17 protein-coding genes are annotated in these 16,000 nt (G+C 63.5%); 15 read left to right on the top strand and 2 right to left on the bottom strand.

Annotated features, from left to right (window positions below; translation table 11 throughout):
- Positions 1-572 (bottom strand): hypothetical protein (locus AUR66_RS00405; protein WP_197409638.1); only part of this gene is annotated, 572 nt, incomplete at its 3' end.
- Positions 573-807: 235 nt separating this feature from the next.
- Complete coding sequence (locus tag AUR66_RS00400; protein WP_058570562.1) at positions 808-1,095, bottom strand: DUF5779 family protein; 288 nt, start codon at positions 1,093-1,095, stop codon at positions 808-810.
- Between the two features lie 439 nt (positions 1,096-1,534).
- Here AUR66_RS00400 and AUR66_RS00395 point away from each other — a divergent pair, with 439 nt between their 5' ends.
- The 15 genes from AUR66_RS00395 to ptfB all read left to right on the top strand — a co-directional run bounded on the left by AUR66_RS00395 (position 1,535) and on the right by ptfB (position 16,000).
- Positions 1,535-2,782, top strand: coding sequence for a LeuA family protein (locus AUR66_RS00395; protein ID WP_231727695.1), 1,248 nt, complete (start codon positions 1,535-1,537; stop codon positions 2,780-2,782).
- 364 nt (positions 2,783-3,146) lie between these two features.
- Positions 3,147-4,907 carry a biosynthetic-type acetolactate synthase large subunit gene (gene ilvB / locus AUR66_RS00390; protein ID WP_058570560.1) on the top strand — a complete coding sequence of 587 codons (1,761 nt, stop codon included), beginning with the start codon at positions 3,147-3,149 and terminating at the stop codon, positions 4,905-4,907.
- Positions 4,904-5,560, top strand: a complete 657-nt coding sequence (ilvN, locus tag AUR66_RS00385) for an acetolactate synthase small subunit (protein ID WP_058570559.1) — start codon at positions 4,904-4,906, stop codon at positions 5,558-5,560. Before ilvB ends, ilvN begins: the two co-directional genes overlap by 4 nt.
- Positions 5,557-6,597, top strand: a complete 1,041-nt coding sequence (gene ilvC / locus AUR66_RS00380; RefSeq protein WP_058570558.1) for a ketol-acid reductoisomerase — start codon at positions 5,557-5,559, stop codon at positions 6,595-6,597. Before ilvN ends, ilvC begins: the two co-directional genes overlap by 4 nt.
- Positions 6,598-6,620: 23 nt before the next feature.
- Positions 6,621-6,902 carry a hypothetical protein gene (locus tag AUR66_RS00375; protein WP_058570557.1) on the top strand — a complete coding sequence of 94 codons (282 nt, stop codon included), beginning with the start codon at positions 6,621-6,623 and terminating at the stop codon, positions 6,900-6,902.
- Complete coding sequence (gene leuC / locus AUR66_RS00370; protein WP_058570556.1) at positions 6,895-8,316, top strand: 3-isopropylmalate dehydratase large subunit; 1,422 nt, start codon at positions 6,895-6,897, stop codon at positions 8,314-8,316. The genes AUR66_RS00375 and leuC overlap by 8 nt, the downstream gene beginning before the upstream one ends.
- Positions 8,313-8,921 (top strand): 3-isopropylmalate dehydratase small subunit, encoded by a 609-nt coding sequence (leuD, locus tag AUR66_RS00365; RefSeq protein ID WP_058570555.1) that lies wholly within the window; start codon positions 8,313-8,315, stop codon positions 8,919-8,921. Before leuC ends, leuD begins: the two co-directional genes overlap by 4 nt.
- Complete coding sequence (gene leuB, locus AUR66_RS00360) at positions 8,914-9,888, top strand: 3-isopropylmalate dehydrogenase (RefSeq protein ID WP_058570554.1); 975 nt, start codon at positions 8,914-8,916, stop codon at positions 9,886-9,888. The genes leuD and leuB overlap by 8 nt, the downstream gene beginning before the upstream one ends.
- 251 nt (positions 9,889-10,139) lie before the next feature.
- Positions 10,140-10,907, top strand: a complete 768-nt coding sequence (gene glpR, locus AUR66_RS00355; protein WP_058570553.1) for an HTH-type transcriptional regulator GlpR — start codon at positions 10,140-10,142, stop codon at positions 10,905-10,907.
- Positions 10,904-11,821 carry a 1-phosphofructokinase gene (gene pfkB, locus AUR66_RS00350; protein ID WP_058570552.1) on the top strand — a complete coding sequence of 306 codons (918 nt, stop codon included), beginning with the start codon at positions 10,904-10,906 and terminating at the stop codon, positions 11,819-11,821. The genes glpR and pfkB overlap by 4 nt, the downstream gene beginning before the upstream one ends.
- Positions 11,822-11,926: 105 nt before the next feature.
- On the top strand, positions 11,927-13,057 hold the full coding sequence (gene ptfC / locus AUR66_RS00345; protein ID WP_058570551.1) for a fructose PTS transporter subunit IIC: 1,131 nt from the start codon (positions 11,927-11,929) through the stop codon (positions 13,055-13,057).
- A gap of 42 nt (positions 13,058-13,099) precedes the next feature.
- Entirely contained in the window at positions 13,100-13,564 is a 465-nt protein-coding gene (gene ptfA / locus AUR66_RS00340; protein ID WP_058570550.1) for a fructose PTS transporter subunit IIA, read from the top strand.
- Positions 13,564-13,833, top strand: coding sequence for a phosphocarrier protein HPr (gene ptsH1 / locus AUR66_RS00335; RefSeq protein WP_058570549.1), 270 nt, complete (start codon positions 13,564-13,566; stop codon positions 13,831-13,833). The genes ptfA and ptsH1 overlap by 1 nt, the downstream gene beginning before the upstream one ends.
- 2 nt (positions 13,834-13,835) lie before the next feature.
- Complete coding sequence (gene ptsP / locus AUR66_RS00330; RefSeq protein ID WP_058570548.1) at positions 13,836-15,533, top strand: phosphoenolpyruvate--protein phosphotransferase; 1,698 nt, start codon at positions 13,836-13,838, stop codon at positions 15,531-15,533.
- A complete protein-coding gene (gene ptfB, locus AUR66_RS00325; RefSeq protein ID WP_058570547.1) occupies positions 15,530-16,000 on the top strand; it encodes a fructose PTS transporter subunit IIB in 471 nt (156 codons plus the stop codon). Before ptsP ends, ptfB begins: the two co-directional genes overlap by 4 nt.

Here is a 16,000-nt window from a genome sequence, read left to right as displayed (position 1 = left end):
TGTCCGACGAGCAGGCGTTCGGGGTCGAACGACGAGAGGAGTCGGCGCGGCGGGAAGGGACGGAGCATCGGGTGGACACCGAGTCGCTCACCGGGGGCGCAGTAGTATCCAACGGACCCGACTGCTTCGGGGACGACGAGCGTGTCGAGTTCTTCGTGGAAGAATCCGACTTCTTGCCACGGCGGGACCGTTTTATCGACGACACGGAACGTTTGGAACCCGGAGTCCGCGAGTTCGCTTCCGAATCGTTCGACTGGCGCGTCGAGTTCGTTAGCGACGCCCGTCATCCACGACGCGACGTAGACTGGTACCTCGTGGCGGTTCGCCACCGCGGCCGCATCGCGTTTGTGCCGGTCGAGGCCGACGACCACGCCAGCGACGTCGCCAAGGTCGTCGAGCAAGTCGTCGACACCCGGAGCATCGACTGGGTCGAAGACCCAGACGTCACCGTCTACCTCGACGGCGTGACTCGCCCGTTGCATACCTTCTTCGGGATACGCAAGCCATCCGACGCCGTGGTCCCATCGGTCGATTTCACGGAGCTGAGAGCGTCCGCTACCTTTCATCGGCATGATAGTACCGTAGGCCGGAACGCGCATAAGCCCTCCTCCATCGGAGGTTGCGCCCGGTTTCTCTCACGTTTGCGTGTAGTGTAGTTTCGAACGACGCTGTCGAGAGTGGAGTGTAGTTTCGAACTGTGCTGTCGATTGCGTGGGTGAGTGGGAGTCGGGTTCGGCGTCACTGCGAGACACAGAGACCCCGAGAAGAGTGGAGGGGAGACAGAAGCGGGGGACGACGACTGGACCGTTATAGGTTGTCCGTGTTGATATCGACGCCCGGCGGCGTGACGACGAGGAACTTCCGGAAGTGCATCAGATTACCGCCCATGTCCTTCACGTCGCGTGCGAATCCCGCGGCGAGTTTGTTGAGGTCACCTTCGATGGCGAGAAAGAGCGTGTTTCCCCGGGCGATGGACTGGACCCACTCTTCCGGGGGTGTCGACCCGTCGAGGACGCCGAGGACGACGTCGCCTTCGGCGTCGTCTTCGTCGAGGTGTTCTTCGGCCGTCTGCAAGTTGAGGTTGAAGTCGCCCATACCCGGTCGGTTGTCGAGCGACGAGAAAAGGGTTCGGTCACTATCGGTGGGTAGCGTCGTCCAGAGAGTGTGGCGGGACTAACTCTGAGAGTGGCTGGTGGGACTACCGACCCGGTCCAGTGACGGCAGCGTCAGCGGTGTCTCTCTCATAGTCACCCTCCCAGTTCGTGTGGTGTGATAGCATCCGGTTCGGACAACATTCGTCCAATCGTGAGTGCGCGAAACGGGGTCGAATTATCGTTTCTAAACTCTATCGAGTTAATTAATCGCTTGATGGTGTTGGATGCTGTGTCGCCGTATCAGGACAACATATGACATGATATCGTATAAGGACGTTTAGGTATAGCGATTAGGGGTGTGTGGTGCTCTCACGCTGTTGCTGGTGAACGTCCGTGATACTGTCTGGGAGAAACATTTATATACGAGTTCCCACACCTGACTGACACGATGTCTCACAACGACACGGAGGATTCGTCGGGTTCCCCGGCGGGTCGAGTTCTTCCAGGGCACATTAGCCCAACAATCTGAAATCGAAGACGTACGAATCTTCGACACGACACTCCGCGACGGCGAACAGTCACCGCGAACCTCGTTCAGTTACGAGGAAAAGCGCGACATCGCCGCCACCCTCGACGACATGGGCACCCACGTCATCGAGGCAGGGTTCCCAGTGAACTCTGATGCGGAGTTCGAAGCAGTCGCTGATATCGCTGCTTCGGCGGACTATTCGACGACGTGTGGGTTGGCCCGCGTCGTCGACAAGGATATCGAAGCCGCGCTGGATTCCGGCGTGGACATGGTTCACACGTTCGTGAGCACCAGCGATGTCCAGTTGGCCGACTCGATGCACGCCTCTCGCGAAGAGGCTGTCGAGCGGGCCGTCCGAAGTGTCGAACGCGTCCGCGACGCGGGCGCCGAAGTAATGTTCTCGCCGATGGACGCCACCCGGACGGACGAGGAGTTCCTGATAGAAGTCGTCGAAGCGGTCTCTGAGGCCGGCGTCGACTGGATCAACCTCCCCGACACGTGCGGTGTGGCGACACCGACTCGCTTCGCCCGGATGGTCCGGACGGTCCGCGAACACACCGACGCTCGAATCGACGTGCACGCGCACGACGACTTCGGACTGGCGTCGGCCAACGCGATGGCCGGCTTCGAAGCAGGTGCCGCACAGGCACAGGTGTCGGTCAACGGCATCGGCGAACGTGCCGGAAACGCCGCTTACGAGGAGGTCGTCATGGCCGCAGAATCCCTCTACGGCGTCGACACCGGCATCGACACCACTCGAATCACCGAGTTAGCTCGCATCGTCGAGAAGGCGTCCGACATCCCGATTCCGGCGAACAAGCCGGTCGTCGGCCGGAACGCCTTCTCCCACGAGAGCGGCATCCACGCCGCCGGCGTCATCGAGAACGCCGACACGTTCGAACCGGGCGTCATGACCCCCGAGATGGTCGGCGCCACGCGCGAGTTCGTACTCGGCAAACACACGGGGACGCACTCGGTTCGCAAGCGCCTCGCAGATATCGGGTTCGAACCCACGGACGCCGAGGTCCGTGAGGTAACCCGCCGCGTCAAAGACTACGGCGCGGAGAAAGAGCGCGTCAACGACACCACGCTCGAGGCGTTCGCCCGCGACGTCGGTGTCACCCACGAAGACGAGAGAGAGGAGGAGGTCCGCGCCTGATGGCGCTGGGCTGTGGCCCTACTGGGCGACCGCCCTGCACTCTGTCCCGGCCGGCGTGCAATCGTTGCCCGCCGCGCAACAGTTATTATGACCCGGGAGTACGTGTGCCATACGATGAACCAGCACGACGCACGATTGGCAACCGCTTCGCCGCAGTCAGCGGCGAGCGCTGCCACCGTCGCTGCTGTTCGGTCGCTCATTATTGTAGGGGCATAGCCCCCTCACACTCCATCTCTCAGTCCTCGGGTTCGCACCGTTTTCAGACACTTCAGCAGTCCCCAACCATGGAGCACCAGTACCACGCAATCGACCGACAGCACACGCATCGATATCGACGACCAACACACCGCCACGGAGGCCATACATGAGTGAACGCACCGCAGCGGCTGCCGACGCAGACGCGTCGTCACAGTCCGACGACGACCCGACACAGACCGAGGTCACGTCGGGCGCGACTGCCGTCGTCCGCGCGCTCGAAAACGCCGGCGTCGAGACGGCATTCGGCGTGCAGGGCGGGGCAATCATGCCCATCTACGACGCCCTGTACCACTCCGACATCCGTCACGTGACGATGGCCCACGAGCAGGGCGCGGCCCACGCTGCAGACGCCTACGGCGTCGTTCGCGGCGACCCGGGTGTCTGTCTGGCAACGTCCGGTCCCGGTGCGACGAACCTCGTGACCGGCATCGCCGACGCCAACATGGACTCCGATGCGATGCTCGCACTCACCGGCCAGGTCCCTTCGGACATGGTCGGCTCCGACGCGTTCCAGGAGACGGACACGACGGGCGTCACTGCCCCAATCACGAAGCACAACTACTTCGCTTCGTCTCCGGACACCGTCGGTGACACCGTCGGCGAAGCGTTCGCGCTGGCCGCCGAAGGCCGACCCGGCCCGACGCTGGTCGACTTACCGAAGGACACCTCCCTCGGTGAGACCGACCGTGAACCCGGCGAAGCACGTCCGCCAGAGACGTGCCGTCCGCGGACTGACCCAGACGATGCACAGGTCGAAGCGGCCGCCCGCGCAATCGAACAAGCGGAGAAACCACTCCTCCTGTTCGGCGGTGGAGTCGTCAAGGGTAATGCGACCGACGTCGCCCGGAACTTCGCGACCGAGCACCAGATTCCGGTCGTCACGACGATGCCCGGAATCGGCGCGATGCCGGAAGACGACGAACTCTGCCTCTCGTGGGCAGGGATGCACGGCACCGGATACGCCAACATGGCTATCACCCACACCGATTGCCTCATCGCTATCGGGACGCGATTCGACGACCGCTTGACCGGCGGCATCGACACCTTCGCACCCGAAGCGGAAGTCGTCCACGTCGACATCGACCCGGCGGAAATATCGAAGAATATCCACGCAGATTACCCAGTCGTCGGCGACGCCGGCACCGCCATCGAGCGCATCGGTGCAGAGATGGAACACAGTCCGGACGCCCGCGAGTGGCGCGAGCAGTGTCTCGTCTGGAAAGACGAGTACCCAATGGACTACGCGGCACCAGAGGACGAACCTCTGAAACCGCAGTTCGTCGTCGAAGCGCTGGACGAAGCGACCCCCGACGAGACCATCGTCACGAGCGGGGTCGGCCAACACCAGATGTGGGCCGCCCAGTACTGGACGTTCCGCGAACCGCGCCGGTGGGTCTCTTCACACGGCCTCGGCACGATGGGCTACGGCCTCCCGTCCGCCATCGGTGCCCGACTCGCCGCTGACGACGACGAGACTGTCGTCTGTGTCGACGGCGACGCCTCGTTCTTGATGACGATTCAGGAACTCTCGGTCGCCGTGCGCGAGGACCTTGACATCACCATCGCCATCCTGAACAACGAGTACATCGGGATGGTCCGCCAGTGGCAAGACGCCTTCTTCGAAGGACGTCGCATGGCCGCCGGCTACGAGTGGTGTCCGCAGTTCGACAAACTCGCCGAGGCGTTCGGTGCCCGCGGGTGGACTGTGGACTCCTACGACGAGGTTGCAGACGCCATCGAAGAGGCACTGGCCTACGACGGACCGTCGGTCATCGACTTCCACGTCGACCCGGCGGAGAACGTCTACCCGATGGTCTCCTCGGGCGCACCGAATGGAAAGTTCGCACTCTCGGAGGACCAATTATGAGTGACAAAGAAGTCGGCCTGCAGGGTCCAGCACCCGAAGAACGGCCTCACCCAGAAGGCCGACGCAACTCGCAAGGTATCCGCATCGACCCCGAAGCGGAGTCAGAACCCGAACGACGCCGCACGGTGTTTTCGGCCATCGTGGAGGACGAACCCGGTGTCCTCTCGCGGGTCGCTGGCCTCGCCGCACGGCGCCAGTTCAACATCGAGAGCCTCACGGTCGGTCCGACCACCGTCGACGGCCACTCGCGTATCACGATGGTCGTCGAAGAACCCGACCCCGGCATCGACCAGATAGAAAAGCAGATTGCGAAACTCAAGCCCGTCATCTCTATCGGCGAACTGGACGACGACGCCGTTCGCGCGGAACTCGTCCTCCTGAAGGTTCGCGGTGAGGACCCCGACAAGGTCCACGCCATCACGGAGATGTACGACGGCACGACCCTCGACGCCGGGCCGGAGACTATCACGGTCCAACTCACCGGCGACGAGCGGAAGATAGACGACGCCGTGGACGCGTTCCGCCGATTCGGTATCATCGAAATCGCCCGAACCGGCCAGACCGCCCTCGCCCACGGCGCGAAGAAGACCGTCCCCGGAGAGGAACCCGGAACCTCCGGCGAACCGACGAAACCCACGACAAATACCCAATGACCGAACTCAGCACCACTGTATACTACGACGACGACGCAGACCGCTCCCAAATCGACGACAAGACCGTCGCCATCATCGGCTACGGGAGTCAGGGCCACGCCCACGCACAGAACCTCGCCGACAGCGGCGTCGACGTGGTCGTCGGCCTCCGTGCCGACTCCTCGTCACGCGCAGCAGCACGCGAAGACGGACTCCGCGTCGCGACGCCCGCCGAGGCCGCCGCGGAAGCCGACATCGTCTCTATCCTCGTCCCCGACACCGTCCAACCGGCAGTGTTCGAGGAGATTCGCGACGGACTCGACGACGGCGACACACTCCAGTTCGCCCACGGGTTCAACATCCACTACAACCAGATTCGCCCGCCGGAGAACGTCGACGTGACGCTCGCCGCGCCGAAGTCGCCCGGCCACCTCGTCCGCCGGAACTACGAGGCTGGCGAAGGGACCCCCGGCCTCATCGCCGTCTATCAGGACACGACCGGCGAGGCGAAAGAAGAAGCGCTGGCGTACGCCCACGCAATCGGTTGTACTCGTGCGGGCGTCATCGAGACGACGTTCCAAGAAGAGACCGAGACCGACCTGTTCGGTGAGCAGGCCGTCCTCTGTGGCGGCGTCACCTCGCTCGTCAAGCAGGGCTACGAGACGCTCGTCGACGCGGGCTACTCCCCCGAGATGGCCTACTTCGAGTGCCTGAACGAACTGAAGCTCATCGTCGACCTGATGTACGAAGATGGACTCGGCGGCATGTGGCACTCCGTCTCCGACACCGCGGAGTTCGGCGGCCTGACCCGCGGTGACCGCATCGTCGACGAACACAGCCGCGAGCGCATGGAAGAGGTCCTCGAAGAGGTCCAAGACGGCACCTTCGCCCGCGAGTGGATTCTGGAGAATCAGGCGGGTCGTCCGTCCTACACCCAGCTCAAGGAAGCAGAAGAGAACCACGAAATCGAGCAGGTCGGCGCACCGCTCCGCGAGTTGTTCGCGTGGGGCGACGACGCCGACGACACAGAGAAAGCAGAAGCACCAGCAGACGACTGACCAGCCAGCAGCGCCCCACACACATGACACGAAACGAAACACGAGACGACACAGCCGAACGAATGGGAGACATCAGCCACACCAATCCCTATACGGGAGAGACCTTCACGACGGTCTACGAGCGCGGTCCGGCCGCCACCGACGGCGGCGAAGTGGCCGGAACCACGCCGGAGATGACCGGCGGGTCCGAGACGATGGAAGACGTCGACCACACCCCGCGCAACGGCGCGGACGCGAACGAAGTCTGGAAACGCGGCCGCGACGACGGTCCCGTCCGGTCCGTACCGGGTGACGTAGATGAGTGAGGGAACGCTCTACGACAAGGTGTGGGAAGAACACACCGTCTCCGAACTCCCGACGGGCCAGACGCAACTGTTCTGCGGCCTGCACCTCATCCACGAGGTGACGAGTCCGCAGGCCTTCGGGATGCTCCAAGAACGCGACTTAGAAGTCGCGTACCCAGAGCGTACGCACGCGACAGTCGACCACATCGTCCCCACGTCGGACCAGTCGCGGCCGTTCCGTGACGACGCCGCCGAAGAGATGATGTCCGAACTCGAACAGAACGTCCGCGACGCGGGAATCAACTTCTCGGACCCAACCTCTGGCGACCAGGGTATCGTCCACGTCATCGGGCCAGAGCAGGGTCTCACCCAACCCGGCATGACCATCGTCTGTGGTGACAGTCACACCTCGACCCACGGCGCGTTCGGTGCGCTGGCGTTCGGTATCGGGACGAGCCAAATCCGCGACGTACTGGCGACTCAGACCGTCGCGATGGAGAAAAAGAAGGTTCGCAAAATCGAGGTCACGGGCGAACTCGGCCCCGGCGTCGAAGCGAAGGACGTCGTCCTCGAAATCATCCGTCGTCTCGGAACCGAAGGCGGCGTCGGCTACGTCTACGAGTACGCCGGCGAGGCAATCGAGAACCTCGACATGGAAGGGCGGATGAGTATCTGCAACATGTCCATCGAGGGCGGTGCTCGCGCGGGCTACGTCAACCCCGACGAGACCACCTACGAGTGGCTGAAGCAGACCGATTACTTCCAGGACAACCCCGAGAAGTTCGACGAACTCAAACCGTACTGGGAGTCCATCCGCTCCGACGAGGACGCCGAGTACGACGACGTCGTCACCATCGACGGGTCGGAACTCGAACCCGTCGTCACGTGGGGCACCACGCCCGGACAGGGCGTCGGCATCACCCAACCCATCCCGGCCCCAGAAGACCTGCCCGAAGAGAAGCAGGACACCGCCCGGATGGCCCAAGAACACATGGGCGTCGAACCCGGCGAGACGATGCAGGGCTACGAAATCGACGTCGCCTTCCTCGGGTCGTGTACCAACGCCCGAATGCCCGACCTGCGCCGTGCCGCAGAGGTCGTAAAGGGCCGGCAGGTCGCAGATAGCGTCCGCGCGATGGTCGTCCCTGGCAGTCAACGCGTCAAGGCCGCCGCCGAAGCGGAAGGCCTCGACCAGGTGTTCGAAGACGCTGGCTTCGAGTGGCGAGAAGCAGGGTGTTCGATGTGCCTCGGCATGAACGAAGACCAACTCGAAGGCGACGAGGCATCTGCGTCCTCGTCGAACCGGAACTTCATCGGACGGCAGGGGTCGAAAGACGGCCGCACCGTCCTGATGAACCCGCGCATGGTCGCTGCCGCGGCCATCACCGGGGAAGTGACTGACGTCCGCGAACTGAAGGAGGTGACCACGGCATGACCGACGAGATTCCAGAGATTGACTCCGCTTCTGGGTCGGGCGTTCCCATCCGCGGCAACGACATCGACACGGACCAGATAATCCCGGCGCGGTTCATGAAAGTCGTCACGTTCGACGGCCTCGGCGAGTTCGCGTTCTTCGACCAGCGATACGACGAACACGACGAACCCAAAGACCACCCGATGAACGAGGCGCACTTCCAGGACGCCTCCATCATGGTCGTCAACGCCAACTTCGGGTGTGGGTCGTCGCGCGAACACGCCCCACAGGCGCTCATGCGTTGGGGAATCGACGCTATCGTCGGCGAGTCGTTCGCCGAAATCTTCGCCGGCAACTGTCTCGCACTCGGTATCCCGACGGTCACGGCAGACCACGAGACGATCGTCGAACTCCAGGAGTGGGTCGACGAGAACCCCGACGGCGACATCGACGTCGACGTGGGGAACGAGACGGTCACGTACGGAGAGACCACCGTAGACGTGACCGTCGACGACGCACAGCGAAAGGCACTCACCGAGGGTGTCTGGGACACGACGGCGCTCATGAAGTCGAACGCCGACGCAGTCGCCGAGAAAGCCCAATCTCTCCCCTACGTCGATGACTGAGGAAATCGTCGTCATCCCTGGTGACGGAATCGGGAGCGAAGTCATCCCCGCCGCCGTCGACGTACTCGACGCCGTCGGCGACTTCGAATTCGTGGAAGCCGACGCCGGCGACCACGTGAAGGAAGCGACGGGCGAGGCGCTCCCGCAGGAGACCTACGACCTCGTCGCCGAATCGGACGCGACCCTGTTCGGCGCGGCAGGCGAGACTGCCGCCGACGTCATCCTCCCGCTTCGGACGGCAGTCGATTCGTTCGTCAACGTCCGTCCGGCGAAAGCGTACCCAGGCGTCGACGCACTCCGTCCGGAGACAGACCTCGTCTTCCTCCGAGAGAACACCGAGGGCGTCTACTCGGGCCACGAAGACCGCCTCTCGGACGACCTCTCCACGCTCACACGCGTGGTGACGACGTCCGCCTCGGAGCGACTCGCCGAGTACGCCTGCGACTACGTCGGTGGCGAAGGCGGCAGTTTCCAGGTCGCCCACAAGGCGAACGTCATGCGCGAGACGGATGGACGCTTCCGCGACGCCGTCGTCTCCGTCGCAGACGAACGCGGCGTCGAGACCGAAGAAGTCCTGATGGACGCCTTCGCGACGCGCGTCTGTCTCGACCCGACGCAGTTCGACACCATCGTCTGTCCGAACCTCGCGGGCGACGTGTTGTCGGACCTCGCTGCGGGTCTCGTCGGCGGACTCGGACTGCTCCCGTCGGCCAACATCGGCCCGGACAGCGCCCTGTTCGAACCGGTCCACGGGTCTGCCCCCGACATCGCCGGTGAGGGTATCGCAAACCCGGCGGCCACCATCCTCTCGGCCGCCATGCTGCTCGACTACCTCGACTACGCGGACGAGGCCGAGCAGGTTCGTGCGGCAGTCGAAGGCGTCCTCGAAGACGGTCCGCGGACGCCGGACCTCGGCGGCGACGCGTCTACCGAAGACGTGACTGCGGCCATCCTCGACCGCCTCTAATCGACCGGTCGCGACTGGTCGCCGACTCGTCTCTCTTCACGCTGTGGTACGCTGCGTGCAGTCGTGCCCGACTGTACGGTGACAATTTGCGGTCTCGCCCCTGCCCACCCACGCCCGACGTGCAGTTCGTCGGAATCCATTTTCGTTCCTGTTCGTCTCTCCCCCGATTCCGAACACATACGAACGGAATCCAACATAAACAATTAACTCTGCTCGTCTCCCACTTCCCATCTAACGAGGAATCGTTACAGATGTTACCAGCAGAGCGAAAACGCCGTATCGTCGAACTCGTCTCCGAGTCTGACGGCCGCTCGGTCGAGGGACTCTCCGAGGACCTCGGGTACTCGAAGGCGACGATACGTCGTGATTTACGCGAACTCGAAGACCGCGGGCTGGTCGAACGGTCGCACGGTGGGGCCGTTCCCGTGACCTCCGTCGGCCGAGAGCAGACCTACGGGCAAAAAGAAGTACAGAACCTCGACGCGAAGCGGGCAATCGCGAAACGCGCTGTCGAGGAACTCGCCGAGGGACAGGTCGTCTTCTTCGACGCGGGGACGACGACGATGGAAGTCGCCCGGACCGTCCCGAAAGACGGCACGGTTCTCGCCGTCACGAACTCGCCGCGACTCGCCATCGAACTGAACGACGAGGACAACGAGGTCAAACTCACCGGTGGGACCCTCCGCCGCCGGACGCGCGCACTCGTCGGCCCGACTGCAGAATCGTTCATGCAACGGACGAACTTCGACGTTCTCTTCTTGGGAACGAACGCACTCGACGTCGAGTCGGGGCTGACGACGCCGAACGAAGACGAAGCCCGGATGAAAGAACTGATGGTCGAGAAGGCTGCCAAAGTCGTCCTCGTCGCCGATTCCTCCAAACTCGACCGCCGAAGTTTCGTCCAGTTCGCGACGCTCGAAGACATCGACCTGTTCATCACTGACGGCGAACTCGACCCCGCGACGCGCGAGGAGATAGAGAGCGCGGGCGTCGAAGTCGTCGACGGAGTTTCCCAATGATTCTCACGATTACACCGAACCCTGCGGTAGACCACACGATTCACTTCGACGAACCACTCGAACCCGGCGTCGTCCACCGAACCGACGACGCGGTGTTCACCGCCGGCGGCAAAGGAATCAACGTCGCAAAGTACGTCTCCGCGCTCGACGTCGAGGCGACAGCATCTGGGTTCCTCGGTGGTCACTTCGGGACGTTCGTTCGTGACCGACTCGACGCGGATGGCGTCCCGAGCGACTTCGTGAACATCGACGACCACACCCGATTGAACACGACCGTTCTCGCCGACGACGGCGAGTACAAACTCAACCACAACGGCCCGCACATCGTCGACAGCGACGTGGACGAACTCGTCGAGGCGGCGCAGGCGAACGAACCCGACACCCTCCTCGTCGGCGGCAGTCTCCCGCGCGGAATGGCGCTCGAATCGGTCGATAGACTCGCGCGGGCGGGTGACTGGCGAACGGCAGTCGACATGGGCGGGAAGTACCTCGCGGAACTCGACGCCGACTACTTCGTCTGTAAACCCAATCGGTCGGAACTCGCCGAAGCGACTGGGCGAACCGTCGAGACGAACGAAGACGCGATTGCTGCGGCAGAAGAGCTCCGTGACGGGCAGTTCGAGTACGTGCTCGCCTCCCTCGGGGCGGACGGTGCTGTCCTCGTGACCGAAGACGAAATCCTGTCTGCGCCGGCACTCGACGTCGACGTCGTCGATACCGTCGGGGCTGGTGACGCGATTCTGTCCGGATTCCTCGCGGCACTCGAACACGGGATGAGCGATTCTGACGCGCTCCGAATGGGGATTCTCACTGCTGCACGTGTCGTCGGCGTCGCCGGAACTCGGGTACCTCACCTCGAAGACGTGCTCACGAACGAGACACGCGTCGACGTGGCCACTGTCCGGACTCGCTGACATTTCGGACGAATGTTTGTTAAGGACTAAAACAGTCAGGAACATTCATATTCGAAAGGGTTTTTGAAGATATACGCGTAGAAACGATAACGGGGTGGCAACACTATGGCAAACGATGCAGAAGACGCGGTTCGGTCCTACCTCACGTCGGTGAAGGAGGACCTCATGACAGGGGTATCGTTCATGATTCCGTTCGTGACTATCGGCGGAATCTTCCTGGCGCTGGGCTACGCGGTAGCCTCGCTTTCGAACAACGTACAAGACGTGTTCAGTAGCACTGGCACGGCAGGCTGGTTCCTCGCCCAAATCGGTGTGGCGGGACTCACGCTCATGGTTCCGGTCCTCGGTGCGTACATCGCGTACGCAATCGCCGACCGTCCGGGCCTGGCACCGGGGTTCATCCTCTCGTACATCATCCAGCAAGGAAACGTCCTGCAGGCGGCCGGTGACGTCATCGGTCTCCAGGGTGGGTCGGCCGGTGCCGGCTACCTCGGCGCAATCGTGGCCGGGTTCCTCGCCGGTATCGTCGCTCGCTGGTTCAAACAGCGCAACGTGCCGGAGTTCATCGCACCGATGATGCCGGTGCTCCTCATCCCGGTGGCGACCACTGCGGTCCTGACGCCGATTATGCTGTTCGTGCTGGGCGTCCCGATTTCCATCGCGAACGCGGGCCTCACGAACTTCCTGAGCAACATGCAAGGCGGCGGTCAGGCCATCGTCCTCGGTGCCATCCTCGGCGCGATGATGGCGTCGGACATGGGCGGCCCCATCAACAAGGTGGCGTACGTCTTCTCGGTCGGCCTCATCTCCGAGGGCGTCACTGCCCCGATGGCCGCCGTGATGATTGCCGGGATGGTCCCGCCAATCGGCCTCGCGCTCTCGAACTTCATCGCACCGCAGAAGTACGCAGAAGAGATGTACGAGAACGCCAAGAGCGGCGTTCTCCTCGGCTTCTCGTTCATCACTGAGGGTGCGATTCCCTACGCAGCAGCAGACCCCGCACGCATCATCCCCAGCGTCGTGGCTGGCAGTGCAGTCGCGGGTGCGGCCTCGATGGCACTCGGCGTGACGATGCCTGCACCCCACGGCGGCATCTTCGTCGTCCCGCTGTCGAACCAGCCGTTCGCGTTCATCGGCTGTATCCTGCTCGGCTCGCTCGTGACGGCCGCTATCGCGACGGGTATCAAGCCCGACTTCGAAGTTACGGCGAGTTCGGCACAGAGCAGCGACGACTGACCACGGCACCTGACCAATCTTTCCATACCCGAACGAAGTACCATGGACGTAGCAGACATCAGCACAATCACACCGCTCGAACTGATTTCACTCGAAGAGCCCCCGGCGACCAAGGACGGAGCCATCGAATTCCTGCTCGACCTGGCAGTCGACGCAGGGCGTGTCGAGGACCGCGAGGCGGCGCTCGACGCACTCCTCGAACGAGAAGAAGAGGCGACCACCGGCGTCGGCTTCGGCATCGGCATCCCACACGCGAAGACGGACGCAGTCACCACGCCGACCGTCGCATTCGCTCGTTCCACCGAGGGAATCGACTTCGACGCCATGGACGACAAGCCGGCACGCCTGTTGTTCATGATTCTCGTCCCCGCCGAGGGTGGCGAAGACCACCTCCAGATTCTGAGCGCACTCTCTCGGTCGCTCATGCACGAAGACGTGCGGGAGAACCTCCTCGAAGCAGAGAGCAAGGAGACGGTTCAGGACATCCTCAGCGAGGTGGTGGCCTGATGGAGCGAATCGTCACCGTCGTCCCCGAAGACGGCCTCCACGCACGACCAGCCTCGAAGTTCGTCGAGACGGCAAACGAGTACGACGCGGACGTGCAACTCGGCCGCGCGGACTCCGACGACCTGGCACCCGCTGCGAGTATGCTCGCCGTGACTGGACTGGGCGTCTCCGCCGGCGAAGACGTGCGCCTGGTCGCCGAAGGCGACGATGCAGAAGCGGTCCTCGACGCACTAGAAGATATCCTTTCGACGCCTGAAGCCGAACACTGACCATGGCCGAACGAACCCTCTCTGGTATCGGCGTGACACCGCTCTCCGGGGTCGGGAAGGTCGTCTGGTACCGCCCGGACGCCGACCTTCCAGAACCGCCCGCCCCCGAGGACGTCGATGCCGACGCAGAACTCGCCCGCTTCGACGAGGCGCGGAGCGACGCCGAAGACGAGTTGCAGACGGAACGCGCGCGAACCGCCGAACGCGTCGGTGAAGAAGAGGCTGCCGTGTTCGACGCCCACGTGCAGTTCCTCAACGACCCGCAGATTACCGACGGCGTCACCGACGCCATCGAAGGCGGATTACCGGCAGAACACGCCGTCCAAGAGACGTTCACTGGGTTCGTCGAGCAGTTCGAGAGCATGGGCGGACGCATGGGCGAACGCGCAGACGACCTGCGTGACATCCGTGACCGACTCGTTCGCGTCATCTCGGACAGCGAACGCGTCGACCTCTCGTCGCTCCCGAAGGGAAGCGTCGTCGTCGCCGAGCGTCTCACGCCGAGTGACACGGCGCAACTCGACCCGAAGCGCGTCGCAGGCTTCGTGACCGTAACCGGCGGCAGAACGTCTCACGCAGCCATCTTCGCCCGGTCGCTCGCCCTGCCCGCCATCGTCGGCGTCGGCGAGGAACTGGAGTCAGTCGAAGACGGGACAGAAGTCGTCGTCGACGGCGACGCGGGTAACCTCGTCGTCAACCCCGGCGACGACACGAAAGCGGCCGCCGCTGCCGAGGCGGACGTTCACGTCCGGAGCGGTCCCGTGGAGACGGCCGACGGCGTCGGCATCGAAGTCGCGGCCAACGTCGGAACGCTTGCCGACCTCGAACCCGCAGTCGACCGCGGGGGCGACGGTATCGGCCTGTTCCGAAGTGAGTTCCTCTTCTTAGACCGCGAGTCCCCACCGGACGAAGACGAACAGTTCGAGGCGTACGTCGACGCACTGGAGTCGTTCGAACACGGCCGCGTCGTCGTCCGAACCCTCGACATCGGCGGCGACAAGCCGGTTCCGTATCTCGACTTGCCGGAAGAGGAGAATCCATTCCTCGGTGAGCGCGGGATTCGGCGGTCGCTCGGCCCCGACGCGTCGCTCTTCGAGACTCAGATTCGCGCGCTGTTGCGGGCCGCGGGAAGCACCGACGGGACGCGACTGTCGGTGATGCTTCCGCTCGTGACGACGCTGGAGGAACTCCACGAGGCACGCGAGCGATTCGAATCCGTCGCGTCCGACCTCGCCGAGGAGGGTCTCACCCACGAGATGCCCGAGTTCGGCATCATGATAGAGACACCCGCCGCGGCGTTCATGGCCGACCGATTCGCACCGCACGTCGACTTCTTCAGTATCGGGACGAACGACCTCGCGCAGTACGTGATGGCCGCAGAACGCGGCAACGAACGCGTCTCTGAACTCGGCGACTATCGCCAACCTGCGGTCCTGCACGCCATCGACGCGACTGTCTCGGCAGCAGACGGTCACGACTGTTGGGTCGGCATGTGCGGCGAGATGGCGGGCGACCCGGACCTCACCGAACTCCTCGTCGGCCTCGGGTTAGACGAGTTGAGCATGAGTGCGGTCACGGTTCCGCACGTGAAAGCGGCCGTCACGGAGACGGACACAGCGGAGGCAGAAGCGCTCGCTGCAAAGGTTCTCGCGGCTGACACCAAAGATGAAGTCACTAACCTCCTAACCACAGACCAATGAAATTAGTCGCAGTCACATCCTGTCCGACGGGTATCGCACACAGCCAGATGGCGGCGGAGAACCTCCTGCAGACCGGGGAGCGTCTCGGCCACGACATCGACGTCGAAGTGCAAGGCGCCATGGGGACCCAAGACGAACTGTCGTCTGAGGCTATCGCGGAAGCCGACGCGGTCATCATCACCTCGGACACGTCGGTCAGTCGCGACCGATTCGACGGGAAACTCGTCGTCAAAGGCACCGTCAAAGACGGCGTCAACAACGCCGAGGCAATCATCGAGCAGGCAGTCGAACTCGCGGAAGCGGGGAAGACCGGGTCCGTCTCGTTCGGCGACGACGGAAGCGACGCCGAGTCGGCGGACGACGAACCGGTCGACTCTGAGTCCAAAGCGGAATCTGAGGAACCAGTCCGCCGCGGCGGCGACCCCGAAAAGGGTCTGTTCGCACGCCTGAAGAAGCTGTTCTCCTAA

The sequence above is a fragment of the Haloferax profundi genome (assembly GCF_001469865.1).
GTDB lineage: Archaea > Halobacteriota > Halobacteria > Halobacteriales > Haloferacaceae > Haloferax > Haloferax profundi.
The sequence above is the reverse complement of the archived record's forward strand: the minus strand, read 5'-3'. Positions and strand labels throughout refer to the sequence as shown.

Bases quoted from the DNA above. Each gene is read 5' to 3' on its own strand.
- AUR66_RS00400 (WP_058570562.1), bottom strand. From the start codon at position 1,095: ATGGGCGACTTCAACCTCAACTTGCAGACGGCCGAAGAACACCTCGAC.
- ilvB (WP_058570560.1), top strand. From the start codon at position 3,147: ATGAGTGAACGCACCGCAGCGGCTGCCGACGCAGACGCGTCGTCACAG.
- ilvN (WP_058570559.1), top strand. From the start codon at position 4,904: ATGAGTGACAAAGAAGTCGGCCTGCAGGGTCCAGCACCCGAAGAACGG.
- ilvC (WP_058570558.1), top strand. From the start codon at position 5,557: ATGACCGAACTCAGCACCACTGTATACTACGACGACGACGCAGACCGC.
- AUR66_RS00375 (WP_058570557.1), top strand. From the start codon at position 6,621: ATGACACGAAACGAAACACGAGACGACACAGCCGAACGAATGGGAGAC.
- leuC (WP_058570556.1), top strand. From the start codon at position 6,895: ATGAGTGAGGGAACGCTCTACGACAAGGTGTGGGAAGAACACACCGTC.
- leuD (WP_058570555.1), top strand. From the start codon at position 8,313: ATGACCGACGAGATTCCAGAGATTGACTCCGCTTCTGGGTCGGGCGTT.
- leuB (WP_058570554.1), top strand. From the start codon at position 8,914: ATGACTGAGGAAATCGTCGTCATCCCTGGTGACGGAATCGGGAGCGAA.
- glpR (WP_058570553.1), top strand. From the start codon at position 10,140: ATGTTACCAGCAGAGCGAAAACGCCGTATCGTCGAACTCGTCTCCGAG.
- pfkB (WP_058570552.1), top strand. From the start codon at position 10,904: ATGATTCTCACGATTACACCGAACCCTGCGGTAGACCACACGATTCAC.
- ptfC (WP_058570551.1), top strand. From the start codon at position 11,927: ATGGCAAACGATGCAGAAGACGCGGTTCGGTCCTACCTCACGTCGGTG.
- ptfA (WP_058570550.1), top strand. From the start codon at position 13,100: ATGGACGTAGCAGACATCAGCACAATCACACCGCTCGAACTGATTTCA.
- ptsH1 (WP_058570549.1), top strand. From the start codon at position 13,564: ATGGAGCGAATCGTCACCGTCGTCCCCGAAGACGGCCTCCACGCACGA.
- ptsP (WP_058570548.1), top strand. From the start codon at position 13,836: ATGGCCGAACGAACCCTCTCTGGTATCGGCGTGACACCGCTCTCCGGG.
- ptfB (WP_058570547.1), top strand. From the start codon at position 15,530: ATGAAATTAGTCGCAGTCACATCCTGTCCGACGGGTATCGCACACAGC.